Genomic DNA, 26,053 nt, shown 5'->3' with positions numbered 1-26,053 from the left:
GAACCCTTTTTTGAACGAACGGGAAGGGTATTCCATGCGCTACACCATGATCAGCTTCGCCGTGCTCGCGGCCGCGGCCGCGGCTACCCCCGCAATGGCCCAGGATCAGACCGATCCGCCTCCCGCCGTGACGATCAGCGGCAGCGTCGGCGTGGTCAGCGACTATAAGTTCCGCGGTATCTCGCAGACCGACGGCAATTTCGCCGTGCAGGGCGGCATCACCATTGCCCATCAGTCGGGCTTCTACGTCTCGGTCTGGGGCTCGTCGATCGACGACTATGTCACCGTCCACGGCACCGCCCATCAGGAGCTCGACCTGATCGCCGGCTACAAGCACGCTTTCGACGGTGGCGTCACTGTTGATGTCGGCGCGCTCTATTATGTCTATCCGGGCACGCGCCCGGGTTTCGCGGGCGACAGGAGCGCCTCGGACTTCATCGAGCCCTATGCCTCGGTCTCCTATGCGATCGGGCCGGCCACGGCGAAGATCACCGGCAATTATGCGCCGAAGCAGAAGGCGCTGGCGATCGACCAGGGCCAGAGCGGCACGCTGCCGAAGCAGGACAATTTCTACCTGGCCGGCGACCTGTCGGTGGCGATCCCCCGGACGCCGATCGGGCTCACTGCCCATCTCGGCCACACCTGGGGGCCGAGCTGGCTGTCGGGCCCGACCAGCGAATATACCGACTGGTCGCTGGGGGCGACGGCGACCTGGAAGTCGCTGACCTTCGGCGTCTCCTATGTCGACACTGACACCAATTACATCACGCCGAGCGGCAAGGATGCGGCCAAGGGCGGGATCCTCGGCTCGGTGAGCGTCGCCTTCTAGAATCGGGGGAGGGGGAGCGGCGCGCTGCTCCCTGCCCCCTGTTCTCCGTCATGCGAAAGCGCCGGCCTGCAAGGGGGTGCGGGCCGGCGCTTTTTTCGTTCGGAACGGGCGGGCGCCCGCTTATTTCGGTGTGCTGGCCTTGGCGTCCTTGCCGTCGCCTTCGGGCGCGGCGACGATGTCGCGCGTGGTCGAGCCCTTGTCGATCACCGTCGTGCCCGGGCTGCCCGCGGTCGAGCGCGCGCCCTGATCGGCACCGGTGCTGCCCGACTGGTCCATGACCGCCTGCTCGCCGGGACTGCGCGCAGCCGATCCGCCGAACATCGCGTCGAGCGCCTGGTTGGCCGGATTGCCTTCCTGCGGGCGCGGGGCACCCGGCTGCGGCGGCACCAGCGCGAAATCGGGCGGGATCACCAGCGGCGCCTGGCGGGCGACGGCGAACTCGTCGGGGCGCGCGCGATCATAGCCGCGCTTGCCGCAGGCGGAGAGCGATGCCGCGAGCGCAATGGCGCTCACGATGGTAACGGTCTTACGCATTGACTTCATTCTCCACAGCGGCCGGGCTGTCGCCTGCGGCCTTATCGCGCACGAGGAGCGCGCGGATCAACAGGATCAGCACGCCGATGGTAATCGCCGCATCGGCGACGTTGAAGACCAAAAACGGGCGCCATGTCCCGAAATGCAGGTCGGCGAAATCGACGACGAAGCCGAGCCGTGCGCGATCGAGGATGTTGCCCAGCGCGCCGCCCAGCACCATGCCGAGCGCGCAGACGTCCGGCAGCTTCTTCTCGCGGAACATCCACCAGATCACCCCGGCCGCGATCGCGCCGGTGAGCGCCACCAGCAGCCAGCGAGTCGCGTCGCTGTTGGCGGCGAACAGGCCGAGCGACACGCCGATGTTCGCGACGAAGCGCAGGTCGAAGATCGGCAGCACTTCCTGGACGTGGTTGAGCCCGTCCAGCCCCAGCTTCTGGCCGATCAGCGTCTGGACGAATTTGAGGTCGACGCCCAGTGCGCGCACGACGAGCAGCTTCGTCACCTGATCGATGACGAAAACCAGGGCCGCCACCGCGAAGCCGATTCCACGAGTCACGTTCATTCCACCACCCCGGCACAGCGGTCGCACAAGGCGCCGTCCTGCGCAACTTCCGGGAGATGCCGCCAGCACCGGCCGCATTTATGGCGCTGGGTGGGCATGACGGTGACCGTTTCGCCCTGCGTCACCGCGGAAACGATGAACAATTCGGCGAGATCCTCCGCCGATGCCGGCAGATCGGGCACCGTCACCTCGGCCTCGAGGCTGGAGCGGACCTGTTTCTCGCGGCGATAGGGCTCGATCGCTTCGGTCACCTGCTGGCGCAGTGCCCGGATCGCGTTCCAGTCGCTCTCCACCGCTGCGCCCTGAGGCAGCACCGGCCATTCGAGCAGATGGACCGATTCATCCTCGCTCGGGAAGCGCGCCTGCCACACTTCCTCGGCCGTGAAGGCGAGGATCGGCGCGGCATAGCGCACCAGCGCGTGGAACAGCACGTCGAGCACCGTGCGATAGGCGCGGCGCTTCGGATCCGTGGGCGCGTCGCAATAGAGGCAGTCCTTGCGGATATCGAAGAAGAAGGCCGACAGGTCCTCGTTCATGAAATCCGTGAGCGCGCGGCTGTAGCGGTTGAACTCGAACGCGTCCGCCGCGTCGCGCAGCTCCTTGTCCAGCTCGGCCAGCTTGGCGAGGACATGGCGCTCCAGCTCGGGCATCTCGGCCACGCCGACCCGCTCGGCCTCGCCGAACCCGTCGAGCGCGCCGAGCAGGTAGCGGAAAGTGTTGCGGACCTTGCGATAGGTGTCGCCGGTGCCCGCCAGCACTTCCTTGCCGATGCGGACATCCTCGAAATAATCGGTCTGGGCGACCCAGAGGCGCAGGATGTCCGCGCCGCTCTCGCCGATGATCTTGAGCGGATCGACGACGTTGCCGAGCGACTTGGACATCTTCTTGCCCTGGCCGTCGAGTGCGAAGCCATGGGTCAGCACCGCGTCATAGGGTGCCCGGCCGCGCGTGCCCGCGCTTTCGAGCAGCGACGACTGGAACCAGCCGCGATGCTGGTCCGAACCCTCGACATAGAGGTTGGCGCGGGTGCCGGCGCCGTAGCGCGCCTCGATCACGAAACTGTGCGTCGAGCCCGAATCGAACCAGACGTCGAGAATGTCGGTGATCACCTCATAATGGGCGAGGTCGTATTTCGGCCCGAGCAGCTGCTGGTGATCGGCCTGGAACCACGCATCGGCGCCGCCGGTGGCGAACGCCTCCAGGATGCGGGCGTTCACGTCCGGATCGCGCAGATACTCGCCGGTCTGGCGCTGGACGTAGAGCGCGATCGGCACGCCCCAGGCGCGCTGGCGGCTGATCACCCAATCCGGCCGCCCCTCCACCATCGCGCGGATGCGGTTGATCGCGCGCTCGGGCATCCAGCGGGTGTTCTCGATCGCATCGAGCGCGACGCCGCGCAGGGTGGCGCCGTTCGAGGCGCTGGCCTCGCGCGATTCCTCGTCCCAGCTGGTGTCGTGCGTCGCGCCGCTCGGCCGGTCCATGGGAATGAACCATTGCGGGGTGCAGCGGAAGATCACCTTGGCCTTGGAGCGCCAGCTGTGCGGATAGCTGTGCGCGAAATCGTCCGAAGCGGCGAGCAGCGCGCCGGCCTCGCGCAGGTCCGAGCAGATCGGGCCGTCCGAGGCGACGAACTTCTTGTTGATCACGCTGCCCTGGCCGCCGAGCCACAGCCAGTCCGCCCGGTACATGCCCGCCGCATCGACCGCGAACACCGGATCGATGCCGTGCGCCTTGCACAGCAGGAAGTCGTCCTCGCCGTGATCCGGCGCCATATGGACGAGGCCGGTACCGGCATCGGTGGTGACGAAGTCGCCGGGCAGGAAGGGGCGGGGCTTGGCAAAGAAGCCGCCGAGCTCGTGCATCGGGTGCCGGGCTGTTGCGTCGGCGAGGTCGGAGCCCTTGCCGCGCCAAACCACGCTCAGTTCGTGCGTGAAGGTCGCCTTCGGATCGATCTTCTGCTTGCGCAAAGCAAGCATCACGCGATCAGCGAACGCCGATTGGAGTGCCTCGGCAACGATGAACACTTGTCCGTCGAGCGCTTCGTAAAGCGCATTGCCACCACTTACGTCGGGGTGGTTCGGATCATGACCCGGCTCCAAATCCAGCCCGAGATCGAACTGGACACCGACGTAATCGACGTCGGCGCCATAGGCCAGCGCTTGATTGACGGGAATAGTCCAGGGCGTGGTGGTCCAAACTACTGCATGGGCCGTGCGGCCGAACTGAGGCTGAGATGGCCAACTGGAAATCTCGAACGCCACGTCGATCTGCGTCGAGACGATGTCCTCATATTCGATCTCGGCCTCGGCCAGCGCGGTCTTCTCGACCGGGGACCACATCACCGGCTTGGCACCGCGATAGAGCTGGCCGCTCTCGGCGAACTTGAGCAGCTCGCCGGCGATGATCGCCTCGCTCTCGAAGTTCATCGTCAGATAGGGATTGGGCCAGTCGCCCATCACGCCCAGCCGCTCGAACTGCTCGCGCTGCACGCCCACCCATTTCTCGGCATAGGCGCGGCATTCGGCGCGGAAGGCGACGGGATCGACTTCGTCCTTGCTCTGCTTCTTCGCGCGATAGGCCTCCTCGACCTTCCACTCGATCGGCAGGCCGTGGCAGTCCCAGCCCGGAATATAGGGCGCGTCCTTGCCCATCAGGCTCTGCGAGCGGACGATGATGTCCTTCAGCACCTTGTTCATCGCATGGCCCATGTGAATGTCGCCATTCGCATAGGGCGGGCCGTCGTGCAGGATGAAGCGGGTGCGGCCGGCACGCTGCGTGCGCAGCTTGTCGTACAGCCCGATCTTCGCCCAGCGCGCGAGGATGGCCGGCTCCTTCTGGGCAAGGCCGGCCTTCATGGGGAACTCGGTCTTCGGCAGGAAGACGGTTTCGCGATAGTCTTGTTGGTCGCTCATGGATGCGCGGGAATTAGAGGAAGCCGCGCGGCATGCAAAGCAGATGTTCTGATGCCGCGCCGGACGGATGGTTTTGGGCGAATATTCGGGGCTATCGAGCCAGCAGCGCCCGCGCGCGGGCCGCATCGGCGTCCATCTGCCGCTTGAGCGCGTCGAGCGAATCGAACTTCGCCTCGGGGCGCAGATAGTCGATCAGCTGTACTTCGATCGTCTGGCCATAGAGGTCGCCGGAGAAATCGAAGAAATAGGGTTCGAGCAGCTCGACCGGCGGCTCGAAGGTGGGGCGGATGCCCAGGCTGGCAACGCCGTCCAGCACGCGCCCATCGGCCAGGCGCCCGCGCACCGCATAGATGCCATAGGCGGGGCGGAGATAGTTGGCGAGGCTGAGATTGGCGGTGGGGAAGCCCAGGGTGCGGCCGACCTGGTCGCCATGCTGGACCACGCCTTCGATTGCGAAGGGACGGGTGAGCAGCCGCGCGGCATCGGCCGGCCGGCCCTCGCGCAGATGCGCGCGGATGCGGCTCGACGAGACGATCTCGCCATCGAGCCGGACCGGCGCCACCGTCTCGGCGGAGAAGCCCAGCGCGGCGCCGAGCGCGGCGAGCGTGGAGACATCGCCTTCGCGCCCCTTGCCGAACGTGAAGTCGCCGCCGGTCACCACGCCGCCCGCGCCGATGAACCCGACCAGCCGCTCCTCGGCGAAGCCGCGCGCGCTGAGTGCCGCCAGCGCGGCGTTGAACGGGAAGACCAGCATCGCATCGATACCGGCTTCGGCGAGCAGGCGCTGGCGCTGGTCCATGGTGGTGAGGCGGAACCACGGGCTGTCCGGGCGGAAATAGCGTTGGGGATGCGGATCGAAGGTGCCGACGATCGCCGGCCGCCCCTCGGCCCGGGCACGCGCCACCGCATGGCCCACCACTGCCTGATGCCCCAGGTGAAACCCGTCGAAATTGCCGAGCGCGACGATCGCGCCCCGATAGCGGGGCGGGACTGCCGAGCCGCCGTCCAGCCGCTCCATGGGCGGGGCTATAGGGGGGGAGGCTTGGTCTGCCAACATGCTCAGCTGTTCCCCGGCGAAGGCCGGGGCCCAGTCGCCATATCGCTCGAGAGGCTCGGCGACCTAACTGCATGTGCCGAGACTGGACCCCGGCCTTCGCCGGGGAACAGGCCGGTCAACGCGTTCAGGCCTTATTGTCCCGGCACGATCCCCGCGCGGATCACGCGCAGGACGTTGCCGCCCATCACCTTGCGGATGTCCTCGGGCGCGAGCCCGGCGTCGACCAGCGCCCCGGTGATCGCGATCAGCTGCGACGAATCCCAGCCGGTAGTCACCGCGCCGTCGAAATCCGAGCCGAGGCCGACATGGTCGATCCCCACCAGGTCGCGCACATGGAGAATCGCGCGGACGACATTCGCCGGCTCGGTGCCGCACACCGCCGCGTCCCAATAGCCGATGCCGACCACGCCGCCGGTGCGCGCCACGCCCTGGATCTCCGCATCGGTCAGGTTGCGGTTGACCTTGCAGGTCGCCTGCACACCGCCATGGCTGGAGACGACCGGGCGCTTCGCCATCGCCAGGATCTCGGCGACCGATTCGTGGCTCGAATGGGCGATGTCGACGATCATGCCGAGCTGCTCCATCCGCTGCACCACCTGGCGGCCGAGCGGGGTGAGCCCGCCCTTGTGGATGCCGTGCATCGATCCGGCGATGTCATTGTCGAAGAAATGCGCGAGCCCGGCCATGCGGAAGCCCGCGGCATGGAGCTTGTCGAGATTGGCGAGCTGCCCCTCCAGGTCCTGCAGCCCCTCGATCGAGAGCATACCGCCCACGACGGTCTTGCCGCGGGCGCGATCGGCGAGGAGCTGGTCAAGCTCCGCGGGCGTATGGATCACGCGCAGCTTGCCGTTCGAGCCGGCGGCGGCGCGATCGAGCTTGCGGGCATGGAAGAGCGAGCGCTCGAGCAGCGAAGTCCAGGTCTTGGGCGGCTGGAGCTGCGCGACGGTGAGCAGGGTGATGTTGTCGGTATCGCCGGAATTGGCGTCGTAATTCTGGTGCTTGGGCGTCTTGGTGACCGAGGAGAAGACCTGGAGCGCGACATTGCCCTCGATCAGCCGGGGCAGGTCGACCTGGCCGGTGTTCGAGCGCTCGAGCAGGCTGCGGCACCACATCAGCGTATCGGCATGCATGTCGGCGATCTGGAGCGAGGCGTGCAGCTGCTTCACTGCGTCGCTCGGCCGGGCGAGCTTGACCGGCACCACCTTGTTCATGCTGCCTTCGACGATCCCCGGCGCGAAGCCGAAAAAGCCGACCACGGCCAGCAGGAGCAGGATCAGCACGCCCCACAGGATCTTCTTCTTCATCGCACCCGCTCCAGCGTCACGAAGCTATAGGCAGGGCGCCCCGCTTCCTCGACGAAATCCTCGCGCGCAACTTCGTGCCATTCAACCCCGAAAGCGGGGACGATCGCGTCTCCGTGCGGCGCGGCATGGACTTCGGTGAGCTCGATCCGATCGGCGGCGAACAGCGCGAACACCTCGGCGCCGCCGATCACCGCGACTTCGCCGGGCCCGGCCAGCGCCAGCGCGGCCGCCGGCGAATGCGCCACCTCCGCGCCCTCGGCCCGCCAGGCGGCATCGCGGGTCAGCACGATGTGGCGGCGGCCGGGCAGCGGCGCCGGGAAGCTCTCGAAGGTCTTGCGGCCCATGATCATCGGCTTGCCCATGGTCTGCGCCTTGAAGCGCCGGAGATCGGCGGGCAGGTGCCAGGGCAGCTTGCCGTCGACGCCGATCACGCCGTTGTCGGCGCGGGCGAGATGGAAGGAAATCAGCGGCATTCGGGGGCTCCGGCGGCACGGATGTTCAGGAAGCTCAGGGCGTGCGGGGCGGGTTTCCCGTTCCCCGGCACGGCGGCCTGGTTGGACATCGTCGAGGCGAGGCGCGCGGCTGCGGTCATGCGCCGAGAGAAGCAGATGAGATCCCATATTGGAAGACCCGTGCGATATCGGCGGCGGGGGGCGGCGTCACTCGGGCGTGTCGGTGCCCTTGCCGAACATCGTGCGCCAGACCTCGGCATAGCGCGGGTCGCGGATGCCGGCGCCATGATAGGGATTGGGGCTGTTCGCGCCGAAGCCCGGCGGCGGGTCGCGCGTCAGCACATGGATCTGCGCCGCCGGCAGGCCGAGCGCGGCATAGGCCGCCTGGATCAGCGGCACGGTGTTCTCGCGGCTGTTATACGCTGCCTGCCAGCGCGCGATCGGCGTGGCGCCTGGCCCGGAGATCCACGGCGCGGGCCTGCGCTGGCGGCCGCTGGTTTCCCAGGGGCTCGAGAAGAGCACGACACGGCGGACCTTGTGGCGCCTGGCGATCCACGCCGCCATGCCCGCGCCCTGCGACTGGCCAGAGACGAGGATCGCTTCCCAGTTCAGCCCGTCGCCATCGAGATAATGGCCCCAGCCCCTGGCCGGCTGCTCCCTGTCGAGCAGGCGGAGCAGCGCGACCAGGCGCGGCACGATGGCCTCGGCCCGGGGGTTGGACACCGTCCTGGACTTGCCGGTGCCGAAGATCCGCATCTCGCGAAAATCGCTCGCGCAGTCCGGATCGGGGTCGGCGGTGCAGACCTGCACCACGGCCGGAGCATTGTCGTAGCTGAGCGCGATCGCCCGGTAGCCGAGCCCGGCGACGAAGCGCATCAGATCGGCATTATATTCGGGCTTGCCGTTGGTGCCCGGCAGGAACAGCGCGAGCGGCGCACCGGCCGGCAGCGCGTCTGCGGCGAAGACATAGTTCGGATCGTCGAACGCCTTGACCGCGGGATCCGCCCGGGAGGGAACGACCTGATAGCCGGTCACCGGGTCCGCCGCCGGCACCGTCGCCAGCAGGGCGAGGGCGGCGAGCCGGATCACACCGCCACCGGCGCCTTGATGTGCGGCTGGGCCGCATAGTCGTGGATCGCGAAATCCTCATATTCATAGGCGTCGATCGCCGGGGCCTTGCGGAGGATCTCCAGCCGCGGCGGCGGGCCCGGCGTGCGCGCGAGCTGTTCGCGGGCCTGCTCCAGATGGTTCGAATAGAGGTGGCAATCGCCCCCGGTCCAGACGAAATCGCCCACTTCCAGCCCCGCCTGCTGCGCGAGGAGATGGGTGAGCAGCGCGTAGCTGGCGATGTTGAACGGCACGCCCAGGAAGATGTCGGCCGAGCGCTGGTAGAGCTGGAGGCTCAGCCGGCCGTTCGCGACATGGCACTGGAACAGGCAGTGGCAGGGCGCCAGCGCCATGGCGTGGAGCTCGCCCGGGTTCCAGGCGGAGACGACCATGCGGCGCGAATGGGGGCTGGTCTTCAGTGTCTCGATCAGTTCGGCGATCTGGTCGAGGTGGCGGCCGTCCGCCGCTTCCCAGTCGCGCCACTGCTTGCCATAGACCGGGCCGAGCTCGCCCGCCGCATCGGCCCATTCGTCCCAGATGCTGACCTTGCGTTCCTGCAGCCACTTCACATTGGTGTCGCCGCGCAGGAACCAGAGCAGCTCGATGATGATCGAGCGCAGGTGCAGCTTCTTGGTGGTGAGCAGCGGGAAGCCCTTCGACAGGTCGAAGCGCATCTGGTGGCCGAACACGCTGCGCGTGCCCGTTCCGGTGCGGTCCATCTGCTCGGCGCCGTCGTTCAGCGCGCGTGCCATCAGGTCGAGATATTGCTGCATATGTGCAACCTAGTCCCGCGTCCCGCTGCCGCCAAGCGGGCGAGATATCTCCATTGTGGAGAAACACGCCTCTCGGCGGGCCGGAGCGTCCGTCCGGAACGGACCGGCTCGCGCTTCGGCGGGCCGATGGCGAATGGCAGCGCCGCGCGATGCTGTCCGGCGCCGAGAATCCGCCCCTTCGCCTTGCCGATGCCCGGGCCGCGGGCGCGCTGTTCGCGCCGCTCGCGCGCGAGACGGTGGAAGTGCTGGCCTTCGCCTATCTCGACCGGCACCAGCAGGTGCTGGGCATGCGCCATGTCCGTTCGGCGCATCGCGACCGGCTCGACCTGCCGCTGCGCGAGGTGGCTGCGGACGCGATCGCCTTTCATGCCTTTGCCGTGGTGATGGCGCACAATCACCCGAGCGGCGATCCGACGCCGAGCCGGGCCGATCGCGAGACGACCGAGCGGCTGGCCCGGGCGCTCGACACGCTGGGCGTGCGGCTGCTCGATCACCTGGTGATCGCGGCGCGCGGCGTCACCAGCTTCCGGAGCCTAGGGCTCCTTTGATTCCCTGGACATGCTGGCCGGCGTGGCGGTCTTGCCGCTCTTGCAGGCACGGATCGCGCTCGGCTCGGGCCGCTCGCCCTGCACCTGGAAGATGGCGATATAGCCGCCGGCCGAGGGCATCGGCCGGATCGAGGCGAGCGTGTAGCCCACCGCGGCGAACTCGCATTTGAGCAGATCGGGCGGCGTGCCGTGGTCCTGGGTCGGGCGATTGGCATCGACCACCACCACCTGGCCGTCGGGCGCGAGCGCGGGGCGCAGGCGCCACAGGAACTCATAGGGACTCTCGATCTCGTGGTACATATGGACCATGAGGACGCGATCGAAGCTGTTCTCGGGCAAGCGCGGATCGGCGGGCAGGCCCAGGCGCACGCTGACATTGTCGAGCCGTTCGCGGATCACGCGGCCGGCCAGCTTCTGGATCGTGTCGGGCACGATGTCCTCGGCGACGACACGGCCCTTCTTGCCGACCCGGGCGCCCAGGCGGACGGTGTAATAGCCTTCGCCCGCGCCGATATCGGCCACGGTCATGTCGCGCTTGATCCCGGCCAGGTCCATCACCTGCGCCGCTTCGTTCAGCCGGTCGCGGGCTTCCTCGGTCGACCAGCGCGGGGAGAGGATGGTGGCGACCGGGCGATCGGCGGCCGGGAAGCCGCTATTGGTCGCGGGGGCGCCCTCTTCCTGATTGTCGAGCGACGGCCCGCCGCTGCACGCGGCCAGCGTCAATCCCAGGAGCAGGGCGAGGCCCGGTCTCAATCGACATCCTCCACTTCGACCGTCTCGCCGGTCACGCGCTGCGATAGCGCAGCCGCCATGAAGGCGTCGAGGTCTCCGTCGAGCACGTCCGAAGGTGCGGTGGACGTCACGCCGGTGCGCAGGTCCTTCACCAGCTGATAGGGCTGGAGGACATAGGAGCGGATCTGGTGGCCCCAGCCGATATCGGTCTTGGTGGCGTTGGTCGCGTTCGCCGCGGCCTCGCGCTCGGCCAGCTCGCGCTCGTAGAGGCGGGCGCGCAGCTGGTTATAGGCCTCGGCCTTGTTCTTGTGCTGCGAGCGCTGGTTCTGGCACTGCACGACGATACCCGTGGGCAGGTGCGTGATGCGCACCGCCGAATCGGTGGTGTTGATGTGCTGGCCGCCTGCGCCCGATGCGCGATAGGTGTCGATGCGCAGTTCGCTCTCGTTGATCTCGACTTCGATATTGTCGTCGATCACCGGATAGACCCAGATGGACGAGAAGCTGGTGTGGCGCCGCGCCGCGCTGTCATAGGGCGAGATGCGGACGAGGCGATGCACGCCGCTCTCGGTCTTGGCATAGCCATAGGCGTTCTCGCCCTTCACCAGCAGCGTCGCCGACTTGATGCCCGCCTGTTCGCCGGCATGATAGTCGATCAGCTCGACCTTGAGCCCGTGCCGTTCCGCCCAGCGCGTGTACATGCGCTGGAGCATGCCGGCCCAGTCGTTGCTCTCGGTGCCGCCGGCGCCCGAATTGATTTCGATATAGGTGTCGTTGCCATCGGCCTCGCCCGATAGCAGCGCCATCACCTTGTCCTTCTCGGCGCGCTCGGCCAGCGCGGCGAGGCTGGCGGTGCCTTCGCTCGCCATTTCCTCGTCGCCTTCGGCCTCGGCCATCTCGATCAGCTCGGCGGTGTCGTTGAGCTCGGTCTCGATCGCGCGGGTGGCACTGATCGCTTCATCCAGGCGACGGCGCTCGCGCATCACGTCCTGGGCGGCCTTGGCGTCGTTCCACAAGGTGGGATCCTCGACGCGCGCGTTCAGCTCGTCGAGCCGGCGCAGTGCGCGATCCCAATCGAGGAAGCGGCGGAGCAGCGCGAGCGACTCCTTGATGTTGTCGACATGTGCCTGCGCTTCGGCGCGCATGGGTTTTACCTTTCGAACTAACCAACTTCGTCATCCCCGCGAAGGCGGGGATCCAAGGCGACGAGCGATGCGGCCCTTGGCTCTGGATCCCCGCCTTCGCGGGGATGACGGGATATATAATGCGCCGCGCTAGTAGATTCCGCCCTCGCGTTGCAAGAAGTCGCTGTCGCTGTCCTGCTTCTTGGGGGCGGCCTTCTTCTCGACGGCCTTGGCCTCGGGCTGCTCGTCCTGCCCGCGCCGGCCGCGGCGCTGCTCGGTCTCGGGCTTGAAGGCTTCCCAGATCACGCCCGAGAGCGGATCGCTGGTCGGCCAGGCGCCGGTCACCGGCTTGCCGCTGGCGCGGTCGATGCGGACCATGCGGATGCCCTGCGGCGCAGTGAAGGGGATCTTCTCCATGCCTTCGAAGGCGGGGATGGCGAATTCCTTGAAGATCGGCGCCGCGATCGAGCCGCCCTGGGCATAGCCGCCCAGGTTGGTCGGCGTGTCATAGCCGATATAGAGGCCGCCGATCATCTGCGGAGTGCCGCCGACGAACCACACGTCGGTGGGCCCCGAAGTGGTGCCCGTCTTGCCCATCATCGGCCGGCCCAGGTCGCGCAGCACCGTGGCGGTGCCGCGCTGGACGACGCCCTCGGCGATATGAACCATCTGATAGGCGGAGAGCGCGTCGAGCACCTGCTTGGCGCGGTTGACCGGACGCGGCATCGCGCCGCCCTTCCAGTCGGGGGCGTTGCAGCCCTCGCACGGGCGCCAGTTCTCGGGCCACACCACCTGGCCCTTGCGGTTCTGGACGAAGTCGATCAGCGACGGATTGAGCGCGCGGCCATGGTTCACCAGGATCGAATAGGCGTTGACCATGCGCAGCACGGTCGTCTCGCCCGCGCCCAGCGCGTAGCTGAGATAGGGCGGGAATTTCTGCCGCGACACGCCGATGCGCTGCATCAGGTCGACGACATGGTCCATGCCGGTCTGGTTGGCGATCTGCACCGTCATCAGGTTGCGCGACTGCTCGATACCCCAGCGCAGCGTCTTGGGACCCGCGCCGCGGGCATTGCCGAAGTTGCGGAAGCATTTCTGGCCGAGATTGGCGCCCTGCCACACGCAGAAGGGGCCATCGACCACGATCGAGGTGGGGGTCATGCCCTGTTCGAGCGCGGCGGCATAGACGATCGGCTTGATCGTCGAGCCCGGCTGGCGCTGGGCCTGGGTGGCGCGGTTGAACGCCTGGATGCGCGAATCGAAGCCGCCCTGCATGGCGAGGATGCGGCCGGTGCGGGGATCCTCGACCACCATGCCGCCCGAGACCTTGGGGATCGAGCGGAGCGACCATTGGCTGCCCGCCTCGGGCGACACCGCGACGATGTCGCCGGGCTTGAGCGCGTCGAACGCCTGGCCGCCCTGGCCGCGCACCGGCATGGTCGCGGCCCATCTCGGCAGCGTGCCGGTGGTGCCGTCGTCGAATCCGATCTGCCAGATGTCGCCCGTGCGATCGATCAGCACGCTGGCGCGCCAATCCTCATAGTCGACGCCGATATTGGTGTTGAGGAACGACTGGAGCCAGTTCCTGCCGACATCGGCATGCCCGATCGGCCCCGCCCAGCCGCGGCCGCGATCGTAGCGCAGCAGACCGTCCTGGAGCGCCTTCTGCGCATATTGCTGAAGCTTGGGATCCAGCGAGGTGCGCACCCACAGGCCGCCCGAATAGACGCTATAGGGCCCGCTCTCGTCGGTCTCGCCGAACTTGTCGATCAGCTGGCGGCGCACTTCCTCGACGAAATAGCCGCCGACGCGTTCGAACTTCGGCGTCTGGCGCGGCACGGTGCCGAGCGGCGCCGCGACCGCGGCGTCGTGCTGGGCCTGGTCGATGAAGCCGTTGGCGAGCATCTGTCCGAGCACCCAGTTGCGGCGATCGAGCGCGCGCTGGGTGTGGCGTTCGGGATCATAGTTGGACGGCCCCTTGGGCAGGATCGCCAGATAGGCCATCTGCGGCAGGCTGAGCTTGTCGAGCTCCTTGCCGAAATAGGCCTGGCTTGCCGCCTCGACGCCGCCGGCGTTGCGCCCCAGCTCGATCGAGTTGAGGTACAGCTCCATGATCTGCTGCTTGGTGAGCGTGTCCTCCATGCGCCAGGCGAGGATGCCTTCCTTGGCCTTGCGCAGATAGCTGGTCTCGTTGCCGACCAGCAGGTTCTTGGCGACCTGCTGCGTGATCGTGGAGGTGCCGCGCGGTGTCGAGCCGCTGATCAGGCCCTGAAAGGCCGCGCGCACCAGGCCGGGAAAGTCGACGCCGTGATGCTGGAAGAAGGTCTTGTCCTCGGCGGACATGTACGCCTCGACCAGGAGCTTGGGATATTCGGGGAAGCTCAGCTGCACGCGGCGTTCGCGCGCATAGCTGTGGATCGGCAGCCCCTCGACCGAGCGGACATTGGTGGGGAGCGGCGGCTCGTAATTCTTGAGCGTGTCGACCGAGGGCAGGTTGCGCGCGATGAACAGCCAGACGAGGAACACGAACAGGCCGCCGAGCAGGGCCAGTACCGCGAGGATCCGGAACCACCAGCGGTGGCGCACGCGATCGAACAGCCCCTTGAAGCCCCCGATCTCGCGCTTGATGCGCATCTTTACGCTGGAAGTGGTGGAACCGTCGGACATGCGGGACGCGGTTTAGCAGGATTGGACGCGGAAGGAAGCGGGAGTCTGGCGCGCACCGCGCCGCGCCCGCCGCCCGCCCGGCGAAGGCGGGGACGGCGGGACGGTCCCGGTCCAATCCGGGGATTATTCCCTAAGTGGAACCACTCCCGTCATATCCCTCTATAATGAACCCCGAGGGGAGGATTGAGGATTGGATCAGCGGGAGGCCAGCGTCCGCGACGCCATGCGCGTCGCGAAATGGATCTCCACGGCCTTGCGCACGCTCTGCGCCACTTTCCTGCGCCCTTCGTCCGAGGCGAGGAAGGCGGCGTCGCCGTCGTTCGAGATATAGCCCGTCTCGAACAGCACCGAGGGCATGTCCGGCGCCTTGAGCACGATGAGCGAGGCCATGCGATGGTAGTTGGCCTTGATCGGGATCAGCGGCTGGGCTTCGCGGCCGAGCAGCCGGGCGAAGCTCGCCGAGGCGTTCATCGTCTCGCGCTGGGTGAGGTCGATGAGGATCGAGGAGATGTCCGGGTTCTGCGTGCCGAGGTCGACGCCGGCGATGATGTCGGCCTTGTTCTCGCGGGCCGCCAGCCGCGCCGCTTCCTTGTCGGAGGCGACTTCGGAGAGCGTGTAGATGGTTGCGCCCGAGGCTTCGGCATTGCCGGCGCTGTCGCAGTGCACCGAGATGAACAGGTCGGCGTTCAGCTTGCGTGCCAGGCCGTAGCGCTCCTGGAGCACCAGGAAGCGATCGTCCTCGCGGGTGAGCGCCACGCGCACCCGGCCCGAGGCGAGCAGCGCGTCCTTGATCGCCAGCGCGGTCTTGAGCGTCAGGTCCTTCTCGCGCAGGCCGCCCGCGCCGATCGCGCCCGGATCGTGCCCGCCATGGCCGGCATCGATCACGACGAGCGGGCGATCGGACGCGCCATAGACGCGCGGCAATGCCGCCGGCGGCGCGCGCCGGGGCAGTGCCATCGTCTCGCTGTAGCGGCTGTGCCCGGCGGGCTGCACATAGGAGAAGGGCGGCAGGAAGCGTATCCGCCGCTCGGCCGCGGCGCGCGCGAACTGCGCGTCGTCGACGGTGCGCAGCTGCAGCGTGAGCGTGCGGCCGTCGCGCCCGAAGCTGCCTTCGGTCACGATTGCCGGCCGCGCGAGATCGAGCACGATCCGCGCGCCTTCGGCGCCTTGCGAGCCCTGGCGGATGGCCGCGACCGGCCCTTCGGCATAGGCGCGGTTGCCCGGCTCGGCGCCCCTGGCGTCGAGAACGATCCGTTGCGGTCCCGCAAGCATGAAGGCGCTCGCCTGTGAGACGGGCTCGTCGAACCTGACGATCACCCGGTCACCCTTGACTCGCACTTCCTGCACGACGCCCGCCCAGCTGGGAACTCCGGTCAACCAGCCGGAGAGCAAGGCGAGCAGGAACAGCACCCTGACGCTATGCCGCGCCGGGGCTCTGGGGGTCCAGCCCAAAACCATGATTAGATACTCTGACTACGCGTCTGCCCTGACGAGCCCGGACTAGGCGGCGCGCCTCAAATCGCCGTGAAACGATGCGGTTAATTTATGATTCGGCATAATTTTGCCGGCAGGGCGGCAAGGACTTGCCGGTTGGTGCCAAGGTTGCCGCGCCGCCGCGGTAATGCTAGGCAGCCTCGCCCGGCCCTTGCGCCGGCTCTTTCCCGCGGCCACATCTTGCCGCGACAGTTCAGGTTGAAGCTCGCATGAGGCAATTTCCGCAACGTCTCCACCGACCGGCCCCGATGGCCGGCCGCGGGTTGGCGGCGGAGTCGGCGGACCACCGGTTCGCGCGTGCCCTGCGAGCAGCAGCAGTTTTCGAAACCCGCGAGACCACCGCCGGCGCCGCCGGCCAAGGCCGCATTGTATGTCGCGCGCCTGCGCGAGCCCTCCGCAACATCAATCCAGAGGGCTGGGGCCGGCGCGCCCGGAGAACAATAAATGACCATGCGTATGCTGATCGACGCACGCCACCGGGAGGAAACCCGCGTGGCGGTCGTCAAGGGAAGCCGAATCGAGGAGTTTGATTTCGAGTCCGCCGAGCGCAAGCAGCTCAAGGGCAACATCTATCTGGCCAAGGTGACTCGCGTGGAGCCGTCGCTCCAGGCGGCGTTCGTCGATTATGGCGGCAATCGCCACGGCTTCCTGGCCTTCAGCGAAATCCATCCCGACTATTACCAGATCCCGAAGGAAGATCGCGAAGCGCTGCTTCGCGAAGAGGCCGAGCACGCCGCCGAGGAAGCCGCGCTGCGCGCCGAGGAGGATGGCGACGAGGACCACGACCACGACCATGACGAAGGTGGCGTGGAAGTCCTCGAGCGTCCGCACGAGGACGAGGACGGCGAGGACGAGGCCGAGGCAGAGGCAGAGGGCGGCGAGGAGGCCCGCGAGGGCGGCCGTTCGCGCAAGCGCCGCGGCAAGGGCAATGGCGGCGAGGACAGCCCGGCCGAGGCGCTGCGCCAGCGCCGCATGAACCTGCGCCGCCGCTACAAGATCCAGGACGTGATCCGCCGCCGCCAGGTGCTGCTCGTCCAGGTCGTCAAGGAAGAGCGCGGCAACAAGGGCGCGGCGCTCACCACCTATCTGTCGCTCGCCGGCCGCTACTGCGTGCTGATGCCGAACACCGCGCATGGCGGCGGCATCTCGCGCAAGATCTCGTCGGCCGCGGACCGCAAGCGCCTCAAGGGCATCATGGCGGACCTCAAGCTGCCGCCGACCATGGGCTGCATCGTCCGCACCGCCGGCCTTCAGCGCACCAAGGTCGAGATCAAGCGCGACTTCGACTATCTCGCCCGGCTGTGGGACGGGATCCGCGAGAACACGCTCAAGTCGACTGCGCCGGCGCTGGTCTATGGCGACAGCGATCTCCTGAAGCGCGCGATCCGCGACATCTACAATCGCGACATCGACGAAGTGATCGTCGAGGGCGAGGACGGCTATCGTCAGGCCAAGGACTTCATGAAGCTCCTGATGCCGAGCCACGCCAAGAAGGTGAAGCAATATGCCGATGCGGTGCCGCTGTTCCAGCGCGCCGGCGTCGAAGACCAGCTCTCGGCGATGTACAATCCCGTCGTCCAGCTGAAGAGCGGCGGCTATCTGGTGATCAACCCGACCGAGGCGCTGGTCTCGATCGACATCAACTCGGGCCGCTCCACGCGCGAGCACAATATCGAGCAGACCGCCACCGCGACCAACCTCGAGGCCGCGCACGAGATCGCGCGCCAGCTGCGCCTGCGCGACATGGCCGGCCTGGTCGTGATCGACTTCATCGACATGGATCACGGCTCGAACGTCCGCAAGGTCGAGAAGGCGATGAAGGAGGCGCTGAAGAATGATCGCGCCCGCATCCAGGTGGGCCGGATCAGCGCGTTCGGCCTGATGGAGATGAGCCGCCAGCGCCTGCGCACCGGCGTGCTCGAGGCGTCGACCGTGCAGTGCCCGCATTGTGAAGGCACCGGCCTAGTCCGCACCGCCTCGTCGGCCGGGCTTTCCGCGCTCCGTCTCATCGAGGACGAGGCCGCGCGCGGCCGCGGCTCGCTGATCACGCTGCGCGCGAGCCAGGAAGCCGCTTTCTACGTGCTCAACAAGAAGCGCGCCGACATCGCCGAGATCGAGGATCGCTACGGCGTGACCGTCGAGATCCTGTCGGACGGCGAGCTCGAGGGCGCGCGCATGTCGGTCGAGGCCTCGGGGCCGCCGCCGGCGCATGCGCCCAGGTTCGAGAAGCTCATCGAGGAACCCGAGGACGAGGATTACGTCGAGGAAATCGACGAGGAAGAGGAAGAGCTGGAAGCCGAGGCCGAGGGCGATCGCCGCGAAGGCCGGGGCGAGCGCGAGGAAGGCGACGGGCGCGGCAAGCGTCGCCGCCGTCGCCGCGGTCGCGGTCGCGGTCGCCGCGAGGAGCTCGGCGAGGGCGCCGAGGGTGAGGCCGAAGAGGCCGGGGCCGAAGCCGAGGCTGGCGAAGCCGTGGAAGGCGAAGAGGGCGAGGAAGCCCCCGCGGTCGAGGGCGAAGCACGTGACGGCGGCCGCAAGCGCCGCCGCCGTGGCCGTCGCGGCGGTCGCCGTGGCGATCGCGCCGAGGGCGGCGAGGAGGCCGGTGACGAGACGGACGAGTCCGAAGCGCCGGTGAGCGAAGTCGCGGAGGCAGTCGAGGCGGCGCCGGAAGCAGTCGTGGAGGAAGCGCCGGCCAAGCCGAAGCGCACGCGCCGGAAAAAGGCGGAGGCCGTCGAGGCCGAAGCCCCGGCGGTGGTCGAGGCTCCGGCCGAACCCGCGCCGGAGCCGGCCGCGGAGGAAGCGCCGGCCAAGCCGAAGCGCACGCGCCGGAAGAAGGTGGAGGCCGTCGAGGCCGAAGCTGCGCCCGCGGTCGAGGCCGAAGCCGCGCCGGCACCCGAGCCGGTTGCCGAGGCGCCGGCCAAGCCGAAGCGTACCCGCAAGAAGGCGGCAGCCGCCGAAGCGGTTCCCGCGCCGGCGGCAGAGCCCGCGCCGGTGGCGCAGGACACCGCGCCGGTCGAAGCCGCCGAAGATGAAGCCGAAGGTGAAGACGGCACGCCGCGCCGCGGCTGGTGGCAGCGCACGTTCGGCGCCTGATTCGCGGGGCTGGAAAAATGGGGCGCCGGTCCGATGGGCCGGCGCCCTTTTTCATGGCTTCACGCGCGGTTCATCGGTGCGCACGCACGGCCAATGCCATTGATCGCAGTCGGGAATCAGAGGATAGGAACGGCCATGAAGCGCATCCTCGCCCTGTTCTCGGCCGTCTTGCTGCTCTGGATCCAGCCCGCCGCCGCCCAGTCGATCCTGCGCGATGCCGAGACCGAGGCGCTGCTCAACGACATGGCAAGGCCGCTGTTCGTCGCGGCCGGCCTCTCGCCCGCCAATGCCAAGGTGGTGCTGATCAACGACAATTCGATCAACGCTTTCGTCGCCGGGGGCCAGATCGTCTATGTCCATTCCGGCCTGATCGACGCTGCCGACAGTGCCAACGAAGTGCAGGGCGTGATCGCGCACGAGATCGGCCATATCGTCGGCGGCCATGCCGTGTTCCAGAATGACGGCGGCTACACCAACATCTCGATCCTCAGCCTGCTGCTCGGCGTCGCCGCGATGGCGGCGGGCAGCGGCGAGGCGGGCACCGGCATCCTGATGGCCGGCCAGCGCGCCGCGATCGGCAAATATCTCGCCTTCAGCCGCGTCCAGGAAAGCTCGGCCGACGCTGCCGGCTCCCGGTTCATCAACAGCGCGGGGATCAGCGGCAAGGGCATGCTGAGCTTCTTCAACAAGCTCACCGCCCAGATGCACCGCTACGGCTATTACGCCACCAATCCCGAAGTCGATCCGTTCGCCCAGACCCACCCGATGTCGCAGGACCGCGTCGAGACGCTCAAGGCGGACCTGATGAACGCGCCGAGCTGGAACAAGCCGCTCGACCAGGATCTGGAGCGCCGCTTCAAGCGCGTCCAGGCCAAGCTGCGCGGCTATGTCAGCGATCCCAAGGACACGCTGGCCAAGTATCCGCTGAGCGACCAGTCGGTGCAGGCGCATTATGCGCGCGCCTACGCCTATCACAAGTCGGGCTATCCCGAGCAGGCGGCGGCGGAGACCCAGGCGTTGGTCAAGGCCGCGCCCAAGGATCCCTATTTCCTCGAGCTCGAAGGGCAGATCCTGCTCGAATCGGGCAATCCCCAGGACGCGCTGGCGCCGCTGCGCGAGGCGACGTCGCTGTCGGGCAACCAGCCGCTGATCGCCTCCACGCTCGGCCACGCGCTGCTCGCCACCGAGAACAAGGCCAATCTCGCCGAAGCCGAGCAGGTGCTGAAGACCGCCGTGGCGCGCGACAAGGACAATCCCTTTGCCTGGATGAACCTGGGCACCGTCTATGATCGCAAGGGCGACGAGCCGCGCACGGCGCTCGCCACGGCCGAGCGGGCGCATCTGATGGGCGATGTCGGCACCGCGCTGATGAGCTCGCGCGCCGCCATGGCCGGGCTCCCGCAAGGTTCGTCCGACTGGGTGCGCGCACAGGACCTCAACATGGTCTCCCAGACCGCCTGGGATGAAATCCGGAAAAAGAAGAAGGACCGATAGGGGCAATGATCGAACGGCTTCTGCGGTCGCCGCTGGCGCTGGCCGGCGCGTTCACGCTGTGCGCGCTGGTCGGCGCAGGCATCTTCGCGGGCATCCAGGTGGTGGTCCCGGGCATGGGCCCGCGCGGCGAAGTGGAGCGGGTGGTGCACGACTATCTGCTCGCCCATCCCGAGGTGCTGCTCGAATCGGTCGAGCGCTACAACCAGAAGCAGAGCGCCCGGGCCGAGAAGGCGCAGGCCGAGGCGGAGGCCGTGGCCAGCAAGGCGCTGCCCGGCGAACTGGCGAAGCTGCAATCGCCCTATGCCGGCGCCTGGGCCGGCAATCCGAAGGGCGACGTCACTCTGGTCGCGTTCATGGACTATGCCTGTGGCTATTGCCGGGCGAGCCTGCCCGCGATCGCGGAGCTGCTGAGGCGCGATCCGAACGTGCGCGTCGTCTATCGCGAATATCCGGTGCTGGGCCCCGACAGCCTCGTCGCGGCGCGCTGGGCGCTGGCCGCGGCCGAGCAGGACAAGTTCCCCGCTTTCCACGACGCGCTGTTCGCGACGGACGGGCCGAGCGCGGGCAATATCGAGGCGGCGGCGCGCAAGGCCGGGCTCGACATGGACAAGGCGCGCCAGGCGATCGGCTCGAAGGCAGTCGAAGGCGAGATCATCGCCAACCACAAATTCGGCCAGAAGCTGGCGATGACCGGCACGCCGAGCTGGGTGATCGGCGGCAAGCTGCTCTACGGCATGCGCGAATATGACGGGCTCGCCGCCGCGGTGGCGGAAGCGCGGAAGAAGTAACCGACGATGGCGGGGCGCCGTCGCGGACGGCAGTGTTCCGCCGCCTCTCCGCCACGTCCTTCGGGCACGATCCCCCTCTCCCAGCGAGCCGGGGCGAGGAATTAAGTCCGCTGATTTTTGTACCGGCCGGTTGCCGCGATGCGGCGGCGCGCTTACCTAGCGGGTCCTTTCCCGGCCGGGGGCACCATGACTTCCATTCTTTCGATTTCCCAGGTCAGCAAGACCTATGGGTCGGGCCACAGGGCGCTCGATCACGTCGATCTCGAGATCCGGCGCGGCGAGATATTCGCGCTGCTGGGCCCCAATGGCGCAGGCAAGACCACGCTCATCTCGATCATCTGCGGCATCGTGACGCCGAGCACCGGCACCATCCTGGTCGACGGGCACGATGCGGTCCGCGCGCCGCGCGCCGCCCGCTCGAAGATCGGGCTGGTCCCGCAGGAGATCGCGGTCGACATGTTTTCCACCGTCGGATCGGCGCTGCGCTTCTCGCGCGGCCTGTTCGGCAAGGCGCCCGACCAGGCCTATTGCGACCAGGTGCTCAAGGACCTGTCGCTCTGGGACAAGCGCGACGCCAAGATCATGGAGCTGTCGGGCGGCATGAAGCGCAGGGTGATGATCGCCAAGGCGCTGTCCCACGAACCCGACATCCTGTTCCTCGACGAGCCCACCGCCGGCGTCGACGTGTCGCTGCGCCGCGACATGTGGAAGATGATCGGCAAGCTGCGCGAGCGCGGCACCACGATCATCCTGACCACCCATTATATCGAGGAGGCCGAGGAGATGGCCGACCGGGTGGGCGTGATCGACAAGGGCAAGCTGCTGCTCGTCGAGGAGAAGGCCGCGCTGATGAAGAAGCTCGGCAAGCGCGAGCTCGACCTGTCGCTGGTCGAGCCGATGGCGGCGATCCCGGCCGGCCTCGAGGAGTGGCACCTCAGCCTCGAGGACGAGGGGCACCGGCTGCGCTACACCTTCGATGCCCAGGCCGAGCGCACCGGCATCCCTTCGCTGCTGCGCAAGCTCGGCGAGATGGGCATTGCGTTCAAGGATCTCGACACTTCCAAGTCGAGCCTGGAGGATATCTTCGTCGGGCTGGTCGAGCATCGGGAAACGTCGAACGAGGGAGCCGCGGCATGACCGGCATCAACTTCCACGGCATCTGGGCGATCTACAAGTTCGAGATGGCGCGCACGCTGCGCACGCTCTGGCAATCGATCGTCACCCCGGTGATCACCACCGCGCTCTATTTCATCGTGTTCGGCAGCGGCATGGGCAGCCGCATCCCGTCGATCGAAGGCGTGCCCTATGGCAGCTTCATCGTGCCCGGCCTGATCATGCTGTCGCTGCTCACCCAGAGCGTCGCCAATGCATCGATCGGCATTTATTTCCCCAAATTCACCGGCACGGTGTTCGAGCTGCTCTCGGCACCGATCTCGGCGGTGGAGCTGGTGATCGGCTTCGTCGGCGCGGCGGCGACCAAGTCGGTGGTGATCGGGCTGATCATCCTGCTCACCTCGGGCCTGTTCGTGCCGCTCCGGGTCGATCATCCGCTGGCGATGCTCGCTTTCCTGCTGCTCACGTCGATCAGCTTCAGCATGTTCGGCTTCATCATCGGCATCTGGGCCAAGGGCTTCGAGCAGCTGAACCTGGTGCCCGCGCTGATCCTGACTCCGCTCACCTTCCTGGGCGGCAGCTTCTATCCCTTGAACTTCCTCCCCGAGCCCTGGCGCACGGTGAGCCTGTTCAATCCGGTGGCATATCTGATCAGCGGCTTCCGCTGGGCGTTCTTCGGCGATGTCGGCGATATCGACGTGCGCTGGAGCCTGGGCTTCGTCGCGGCCTTCCTGGCGCTGTGCCTCGGGCTCATCGTCACGATCTTCCGCACCGGCTACAGGCTGAAGAACTGATGCAGCCCTTTCCGCTGGACATCTTCACCGAGCCCGAGGACGTCGATCCGGACACGCTCGCCAATCTGGGGCCGCTGGCGCCGCTCGCCGGCCGCTGGGAGGGCAGGAAGGGCGTCGACATCAATCCCAAGGCCGACGGCCCTGAGCAGCGCGAATTCATCGAGCGGATCGAGTTCGTGCCGATCGACCCGCAGGCGAACGGGCCGCAGCTCTTCTACGGCCTGCGCTATCACATCCACATCACCACCGCGGAAGAGGACATCACCTTCCACGACCAGGTGGGATATTGGCTGTGGGAGCCGGCGACGGGCGTGATCCTGCAGACGCTGGCGATCCCGCGCGGCCAGGTGCTGCTCGCCGCCGGCAAGGGCGCGCCGGGCGACAAGGCGATCCGGGTGGAAGCGACGCGCGGGCAGACCAACTATGGCATTTGCTCGACCGACTTCCTCGAATATGCCTTCCGCACCGATGCCTATACGATCGACATCGCCTTCAACGACGATGGCGGCTGGAGCTACGACATCCACACCACGCTCGCAGTGAAGGGCCAGGGGGATTTCGACCATCACGACCGCAACACGCTGCACCGGGTAGGTGCGGCGCGGCCGAACCCATGGATGCAGATCATCGCGGCGAAGGAGCAGGGATAGCTGCCTTCTCCTTGCCGCTCCCCGGCGAAGGCCGGGGTCCGGCTGCCACGACTTTCGAGAGGGTTCGCGCTCTCGCCCGGTTCGTCGATGCCGGACCCCGGCCTTCGCCGGGGAGCGGGCTCGAATCGATCGGCGAGGCTAGTTCCCAACCACCGGCAGCATGATCGCCGAGCCGGCGCACACCTTCTGCGTCGCCTTCTGATAGTCGGCCGGCTTGGCCTTGTAGATGTTCGGCACGAAGGTCTGGGGGTTGCGGTCGATCATGGGGAACCAGCTCGACTGGATCTGCACCATGATCCGGTGGCCCTTCTTGAAGACATGGTCGTGGTCGCGCAGCGGGATCGACCAGTCGGTCACCTTGTTCGGCGTGAGCGGCGCCGGCTTCTCCATCGATTCCAGATAGCGGCCGCGGCGGATCTCCATTGCGATCGGCAGCTGATAGCCGTTGAGGCTCCTGGCATAGGCGCCGAGCGCGGTCGGCGGCTTCTCATAGTCCTCGGGGAAGACGTCGATCAGCTTGACGACGAAGTCGCTGTCGGTGCCGCTGGTCGCGGCCATCAGGCTGGCGGTGATCGCGCCGGTGACCGTCAGGTCGCCGTCGAGCGGGGCGCTGACATAGCTCAGCACGTCCGGCCGATACTCGACGAAGCGCTGGTCCTCGGTCTCCCACCAGCGCCAGTCCGGCGTCGCATAGGTGGCCGACATCGGGCGCGGGCGGAAGGGCACCGGATTGGCCGGATCGGAGATATACTCGCGGCAGCCTTCGCCCGTAGCCGGTGCCTGGAACGAGACGCTGCCATCGGCATGGAGGAACAGGCTCCGGCGTGCCGCATTGGCGAGCGGCCACTGGGCATAGGTCTTCCACTGCCAGCTGCCCGACTGGAAGCTCTTGAGCGCATAATCGGGCTTGGCGCCCTTGCCGTGCAGCCAATAGGCGAAGAACGGCGCCTCGACCTGTTCCATGAACTGGGTGCCGCTGTCGACGCCGAAGGGGATGCGGCCCAGCGCGTTGCCCGGCGAGCGCCAGCTGCCGTGATTCCACGGACCGGCGACCATCAGCGAGAGCTTGTCCGGATCATTCTCGCGCTGCTTGTAGAAGATCTGCCAGCTGCCCCAGGGATCCTCCTGGTCCCAATATCCGGCGACGTTGAGCGTCGGCACGGTGGTGCGCTTCAGCGTGTCCGACCAGACCTGCTTCTTCCAGAATTCGTCATAGTCGGGATGCTCGATCATCTCGCGATAGCGCGGCACCCGGCCCTTGAAATACTTCTCCTCGATGTCCGCCGGCGAGCCGGCCTTGAGGAACCATTCATAGGTGTCGTAGCGATCGTACAGGTCGATGCCGGCATTGGTCTTGTCGGCCTGGAGGCTGTTCACCCAGTCGCTGGCATAGGTCAGCCGCATTGCGCCCCAGCGGTGCAGGTCGTCATTCTTCCAATAGTCGGTCCAGGCGGCCTGCGGGCTGACGGCCTTGAGCGCCGGATGCGGGCGGGCGAGCGCGACGGCGGCGGTGAAGCCGGGATAGGAGACGCCCCACATGCCGACCTTGCCGTTGTTCGGCTTCACATTCTTCACCAGCCAGTCGATCGAATCATAGGCGTCGGTGGATTCGTCGACGGCGTTCTTGCCGGTCTTGATCTCGGTGGAGAGGGTGAAGGGGCCGCCTTCGGACTGGAAGCGGCCGCGCATGTCCTGCGACACGAAGATATAGCCGTCGCGCGCCAGCGCCGCCCAGTTGGCCGGCACGTTCTGCGGGGCACGGGCCGAGGCGCCATAGGGCGTGCGGCCGAACAGGATCGGGAGCGGACCCTTCTGGTCGCGCGGGCGCAGGATCACCGTGTGGAGCTTCGTCCCGTCGCGCATCGGGATCATCGCCTCCTCCATCACGAAGGGCGAGCCCTGCGTCTGGGCGGGAGCGGCGGGAGCGGCCTGGCGCGCCGGCAGGGCGGCGACCGGCGCGGCGGCGGCCGCCAGGGCGAAGAGACTGACCAACCGCATGCGCACCTCCCTCATGAACCGGTGCGCAGGG

At 67.5% G+C, this 26,053-nt stretch carries 21 protein-coding genes; 8 read left to right on the top strand and 13 right to left on the bottom strand.

Features of this window, described 5'->3' with window-relative positions; all coding sequences use genetic code 11:
* The first annotated feature begins 34 nt into the window (after nt 1–34).
* Nucleotides 35–829, top strand: a complete 795-nt coding sequence (locus FFS08_RS05765) for a TorF family putative porin (RefSeq protein ID WP_137863747.1) — start codon at nt 35–37, stop codon at nt 827–829.
* Between the two features lie 120 nt (nt 830–949).
* Here the strand turns inward: FFS08_RS05765 and FFS08_RS05760 are convergent, their stop codons facing one another.
* The 8 genes from FFS08_RS05760 to FFS08_RS05725 all read right to left on the bottom strand — a co-directional run bounded on the left by FFS08_RS05760 (nt 950) and on the right by FFS08_RS05725 (nt 9,530).
* Nucleotides 950–1,363 (bottom strand): DUF3035 domain-containing protein, encoded by a 414-nt coding sequence (locus FFS08_RS05760; protein ID WP_137863746.1) that lies wholly within the window; start codon nt 1,361–1,363, stop codon nt 950–952.
* Nucleotides 1,356–1,925, bottom strand: a complete 570-nt coding sequence (gene lspA, locus FFS08_RS05755; protein WP_137863745.1) for a signal peptidase II — start codon at nt 1,923–1,925, stop codon at nt 1,356–1,358. The genes FFS08_RS05760 and lspA overlap by 8 nt, the downstream gene beginning before the upstream one ends.
* Complete coding sequence (locus FFS08_RS05750; protein ID WP_137863744.1) at nt 1,922–4,837, bottom strand: isoleucine--tRNA ligase; 2,916 nt, start codon at nt 4,835–4,837, stop codon at nt 1,922–1,924. The genes lspA and FFS08_RS05750 overlap by 4 nt, the downstream gene beginning before the upstream one ends.
* Nucleotides 4,838–4,928: 91 nt before the next feature.
* Nucleotides 4,929–5,855, bottom strand: coding sequence for a bifunctional riboflavin kinase/FAD synthetase (locus FFS08_RS05745; RefSeq protein ID WP_137863743.1), 927 nt, complete (start codon nt 5,853–5,855; stop codon nt 4,929–4,931).
* Between the two features lie 170 nt (nt 5,856–6,025).
* On the bottom strand, nt 6,026–7,198 hold the full coding sequence (locus tag FFS08_RS05740; protein WP_137863742.1) for a dipeptidase: 1,173 nt from the start codon (nt 7,196–7,198) through the stop codon (nt 6,026–6,028).
* On the bottom strand, nt 7,195–7,665 hold the full coding sequence (locus tag FFS08_RS05735; RefSeq protein ID WP_137863766.1) for a dihydrofolate reductase: 471 nt from the start codon (nt 7,663–7,665) through the stop codon (nt 7,195–7,197). The genes FFS08_RS05740 and FFS08_RS05735 overlap by 4 nt, the downstream gene beginning before the upstream one ends.
* A 192-nt stretch (nt 7,666–7,857) precedes the next feature.
* Nucleotides 7,858–8,739 carry a BPSS1187 family protein gene (locus FFS08_RS05730; protein ID WP_137863741.1) on the bottom strand — a complete coding sequence of 294 codons (882 nt, stop codon included), beginning with the start codon at nt 8,737–8,739 and terminating at the stop codon, nt 7,858–7,860.
* Nucleotides 8,736–9,530, bottom strand: coding sequence for a thymidylate synthase (locus FFS08_RS05725; RefSeq protein ID WP_137863740.1), 795 nt, complete (start codon nt 9,528–9,530; stop codon nt 8,736–8,738). Before FFS08_RS05725 ends, FFS08_RS05730 begins: the two co-directional genes overlap by 4 nt.
* A 53-nt stretch (nt 9,531–9,583) precedes the next feature.
* On the opposite strand from FFS08_RS05725, the gene FFS08_RS05720 reads away from it, so the two are divergent.
* The gene (locus tag FFS08_RS05720) at nt 9,584–10,078 is read left to right on the top strand and encodes a JAB domain-containing protein (protein WP_249341177.1); all 495 of its coding nucleotides are present in this window, start codon (nt 9,584–9,586) and stop codon (nt 10,076–10,078) included.
* Here FFS08_RS05720 and FFS08_RS05715 read toward each other — a convergent pair.
* The 4 genes from FFS08_RS05715 to FFS08_RS05700 form a co-directional block, all read right to left on the bottom strand.
* Entirely contained in the window at nt 10,064–10,831 is a 768-nt protein-coding gene (locus tag FFS08_RS05715; RefSeq protein WP_137863739.1) for a class I SAM-dependent methyltransferase, read from the bottom strand. The two genes, FFS08_RS05720 and FFS08_RS05715, sit on opposite strands and share 15 nt — an antisense overlap.
* Entirely contained in the window at nt 10,828–11,955 is a 1,128-nt protein-coding gene (gene prfB / locus FFS08_RS05710; RefSeq protein WP_137863738.1) for a peptide chain release factor 2, read from the bottom strand. The genes FFS08_RS05715 and prfB overlap by 4 nt, the downstream gene beginning before the upstream one ends.
* Before the next feature lie 129 nt (nt 11,956–12,084).
* Nucleotides 12,085–14,601, bottom strand: a complete 2,517-nt coding sequence (locus FFS08_RS05705) for a penicillin-binding protein 1A (protein WP_137863737.1) — start codon at nt 14,599–14,601, stop codon at nt 12,085–12,087.
* A 195-nt stretch (nt 14,602–14,796) separates the two neighbouring features.
* Nucleotides 14,797–16,059: an N-acetylmuramoyl-L-alanine amidase gene (locus FFS08_RS05700; RefSeq protein ID WP_137863736.1), complete on the bottom strand. Its 1,263-nt coding sequence runs from the start codon at nt 16,057–16,059 to the stop codon at nt 14,797–14,799.
* Between the two features lie 480 nt (nt 16,060–16,539).
* Here FFS08_RS05700 and FFS08_RS05695 point away from each other — a divergent pair, with 480 nt between their 5' ends.
* The 6 genes from FFS08_RS05695 to FFS08_RS05670 all read left to right on the top strand — a co-directional run bounded on the left by FFS08_RS05695 (nt 16,540) and on the right by FFS08_RS05670 (nt 24,024).
* A complete protein-coding gene (locus tag FFS08_RS05695) occupies nt 16,540–19,185 on the top strand; it encodes an Rne/Rng family ribonuclease (protein ID WP_137863735.1) in 2,646 nt (881 codons plus the stop codon).
* 135 nt (nt 19,186–19,320) lie between these two features.
* Nucleotides 19,321–20,679 (top strand): M48 family metalloprotease, encoded by a 1,359-nt coding sequence (locus FFS08_RS05690; RefSeq protein ID WP_137863734.1) that lies wholly within the window; start codon nt 19,321–19,323, stop codon nt 20,677–20,679.
* 5 nt (nt 20,680–20,684) lie between these two features.
* Nucleotides 20,685–21,467, top strand: a complete 783-nt coding sequence (locus FFS08_RS05685) for a DsbA family protein (RefSeq protein WP_249341176.1) — start codon at nt 20,685–20,687, stop codon at nt 21,465–21,467.
* A gap of 186 nt (nt 21,468–21,653) precedes the next feature.
* Nucleotides 21,654–22,604 (top strand): ABC transporter ATP-binding protein, encoded by a 951-nt coding sequence (locus FFS08_RS05680; RefSeq protein ID WP_137863733.1) that lies wholly within the window; start codon nt 21,654–21,656, stop codon nt 22,602–22,604.
* Entirely contained in the window at nt 22,601–23,374 is a 774-nt protein-coding gene (locus tag FFS08_RS05675; RefSeq protein ID WP_137863732.1) for an ABC transporter permease, read from the top strand. Before FFS08_RS05680 ends, FFS08_RS05675 begins: the two co-directional genes overlap by 4 nt.
* Nucleotides 23,374–24,024, top strand: a complete 651-nt coding sequence (locus tag FFS08_RS05670; RefSeq protein WP_137863731.1) for an FABP family protein — start codon at nt 23,374–23,376, stop codon at nt 24,022–24,024. Before FFS08_RS05675 ends, FFS08_RS05670 begins: the two co-directional genes overlap by 1 nt.
* Nucleotides 24,025–24,162: 138 nt before the next feature.
* On the opposite strand, the gene FFS08_RS05665 is transcribed toward FFS08_RS05670, so the two are convergent.
* Complete coding sequence (locus tag FFS08_RS05665; protein ID WP_137863730.1) at nt 24,163–26,022, bottom strand: CocE/NonD family hydrolase; 1,860 nt, start codon at nt 26,020–26,022, stop codon at nt 24,163–24,165.
* Between the last annotated feature and the right edge of the window lie 31 nt (nt 26,023–26,053).

The organism is Sphingomonas sp. 1F27F7B (assembly GCF_005503355.1).
Taxonomy (GTDB): domain Bacteria; phylum Pseudomonadota; class Alphaproteobacteria; order Sphingomonadales; family Sphingomonadaceae; genus Sphingomonas.
This window is presented reverse-complemented; position numbering and strand designations above follow the sequence as displayed.

Excerpts from the sequence above, each read along its gene's own strand:
- FFS08_RS05765 (WP_137863747.1), top strand. The coding sequence starts at position 35 with ATGCGCTACACCATGATCAGCTTCGCCGTGCTCGCGGCCGCGGCCGCG.
- FFS08_RS05760 (WP_137863746.1), bottom strand. The coding sequence starts at position 1,363 with ATGCGTAAGACCGTTACCATCGTGAGCGCCATTGCGCTCGCGGCATCG.
- lspA (WP_137863745.1), bottom strand. The coding sequence starts at position 1,925 with ATGAACGTGACTCGTGGAATCGGCTTCGCGGTGGCGGCCCTGGTTTTC.
- FFS08_RS05750 (WP_137863744.1), bottom strand. The coding sequence starts at position 4,837 with ATGAGCGACCAACAAGACTATCGCGAAACCGTCTTCCTGCCGAAGACC.
- FFS08_RS05745 (WP_137863743.1), bottom strand. The coding sequence starts at position 5,855 with ATGGAGCGGCTGGACGGCGGCTCGGCAGTCCCGCCCCGCTATCGGGGC.
- FFS08_RS05740 (WP_137863742.1), bottom strand. The coding sequence starts at position 7,198 with ATGAAGAAGAAGATCCTGTGGGGCGTGCTGATCCTGCTCCTGCTGGCC.
- FFS08_RS05725 (WP_137863740.1), bottom strand. The coding sequence starts at position 9,530 with ATGCAGCAATATCTCGACCTGATGGCACGCGCGCTGAACGACGGCGCC.
- prfB (WP_137863738.1), bottom strand. The coding sequence starts at position 11,955 with ATGCGCGCCGAAGCGCAGGCACATGTCGACAACATCAAGGAGTCGCTC.
- FFS08_RS05705 (WP_137863737.1), bottom strand. The coding sequence starts at position 14,601 with ATGTCCGACGGTTCCACCACTTCCAGCGTAAAGATGCGCATCAAGCGC.
- FFS08_RS05700 (WP_137863736.1), bottom strand. The coding sequence starts at position 16,059 with ATGGTTTTGGGCTGGACCCCCAGAGCCCCGGCGCGGCATAGCGTCAGG.
- FFS08_RS05695 (WP_137863735.1), top strand. The coding sequence starts at position 16,540 with ATGACCATGCGTATGCTGATCGACGCACGCCACCGGGAGGAAACCCGC.
- FFS08_RS05690 (WP_137863734.1), top strand. The coding sequence starts at position 19,321 with ATGAAGCGCATCCTCGCCCTGTTCTCGGCCGTCTTGCTGCTCTGGATC.
- FFS08_RS05685 (WP_249341176.1), top strand. The coding sequence starts at position 20,685 with ATGATCGAACGGCTTCTGCGGTCGCCGCTGGCGCTGGCCGGCGCGTTC.
- FFS08_RS05680 (WP_137863733.1), top strand. The coding sequence starts at position 21,654 with ATGACTTCCATTCTTTCGATTTCCCAGGTCAGCAAGACCTATGGGTCG.
- FFS08_RS05675 (WP_137863732.1), top strand. The coding sequence starts at position 22,601 with ATGACCGGCATCAACTTCCACGGCATCTGGGCGATCTACAAGTTCGAG.
- FFS08_RS05670 (WP_137863731.1), top strand. The coding sequence starts at position 23,374 with ATGCAGCCCTTTCCGCTGGACATCTTCACCGAGCCCGAGGACGTCGAT.
- FFS08_RS05665 (WP_137863730.1), bottom strand. The coding sequence starts at position 26,022 with ATGCGGTTGGTCAGTCTCTTCGCCCTGGCGGCCGCCGCCGCGCCGGTC.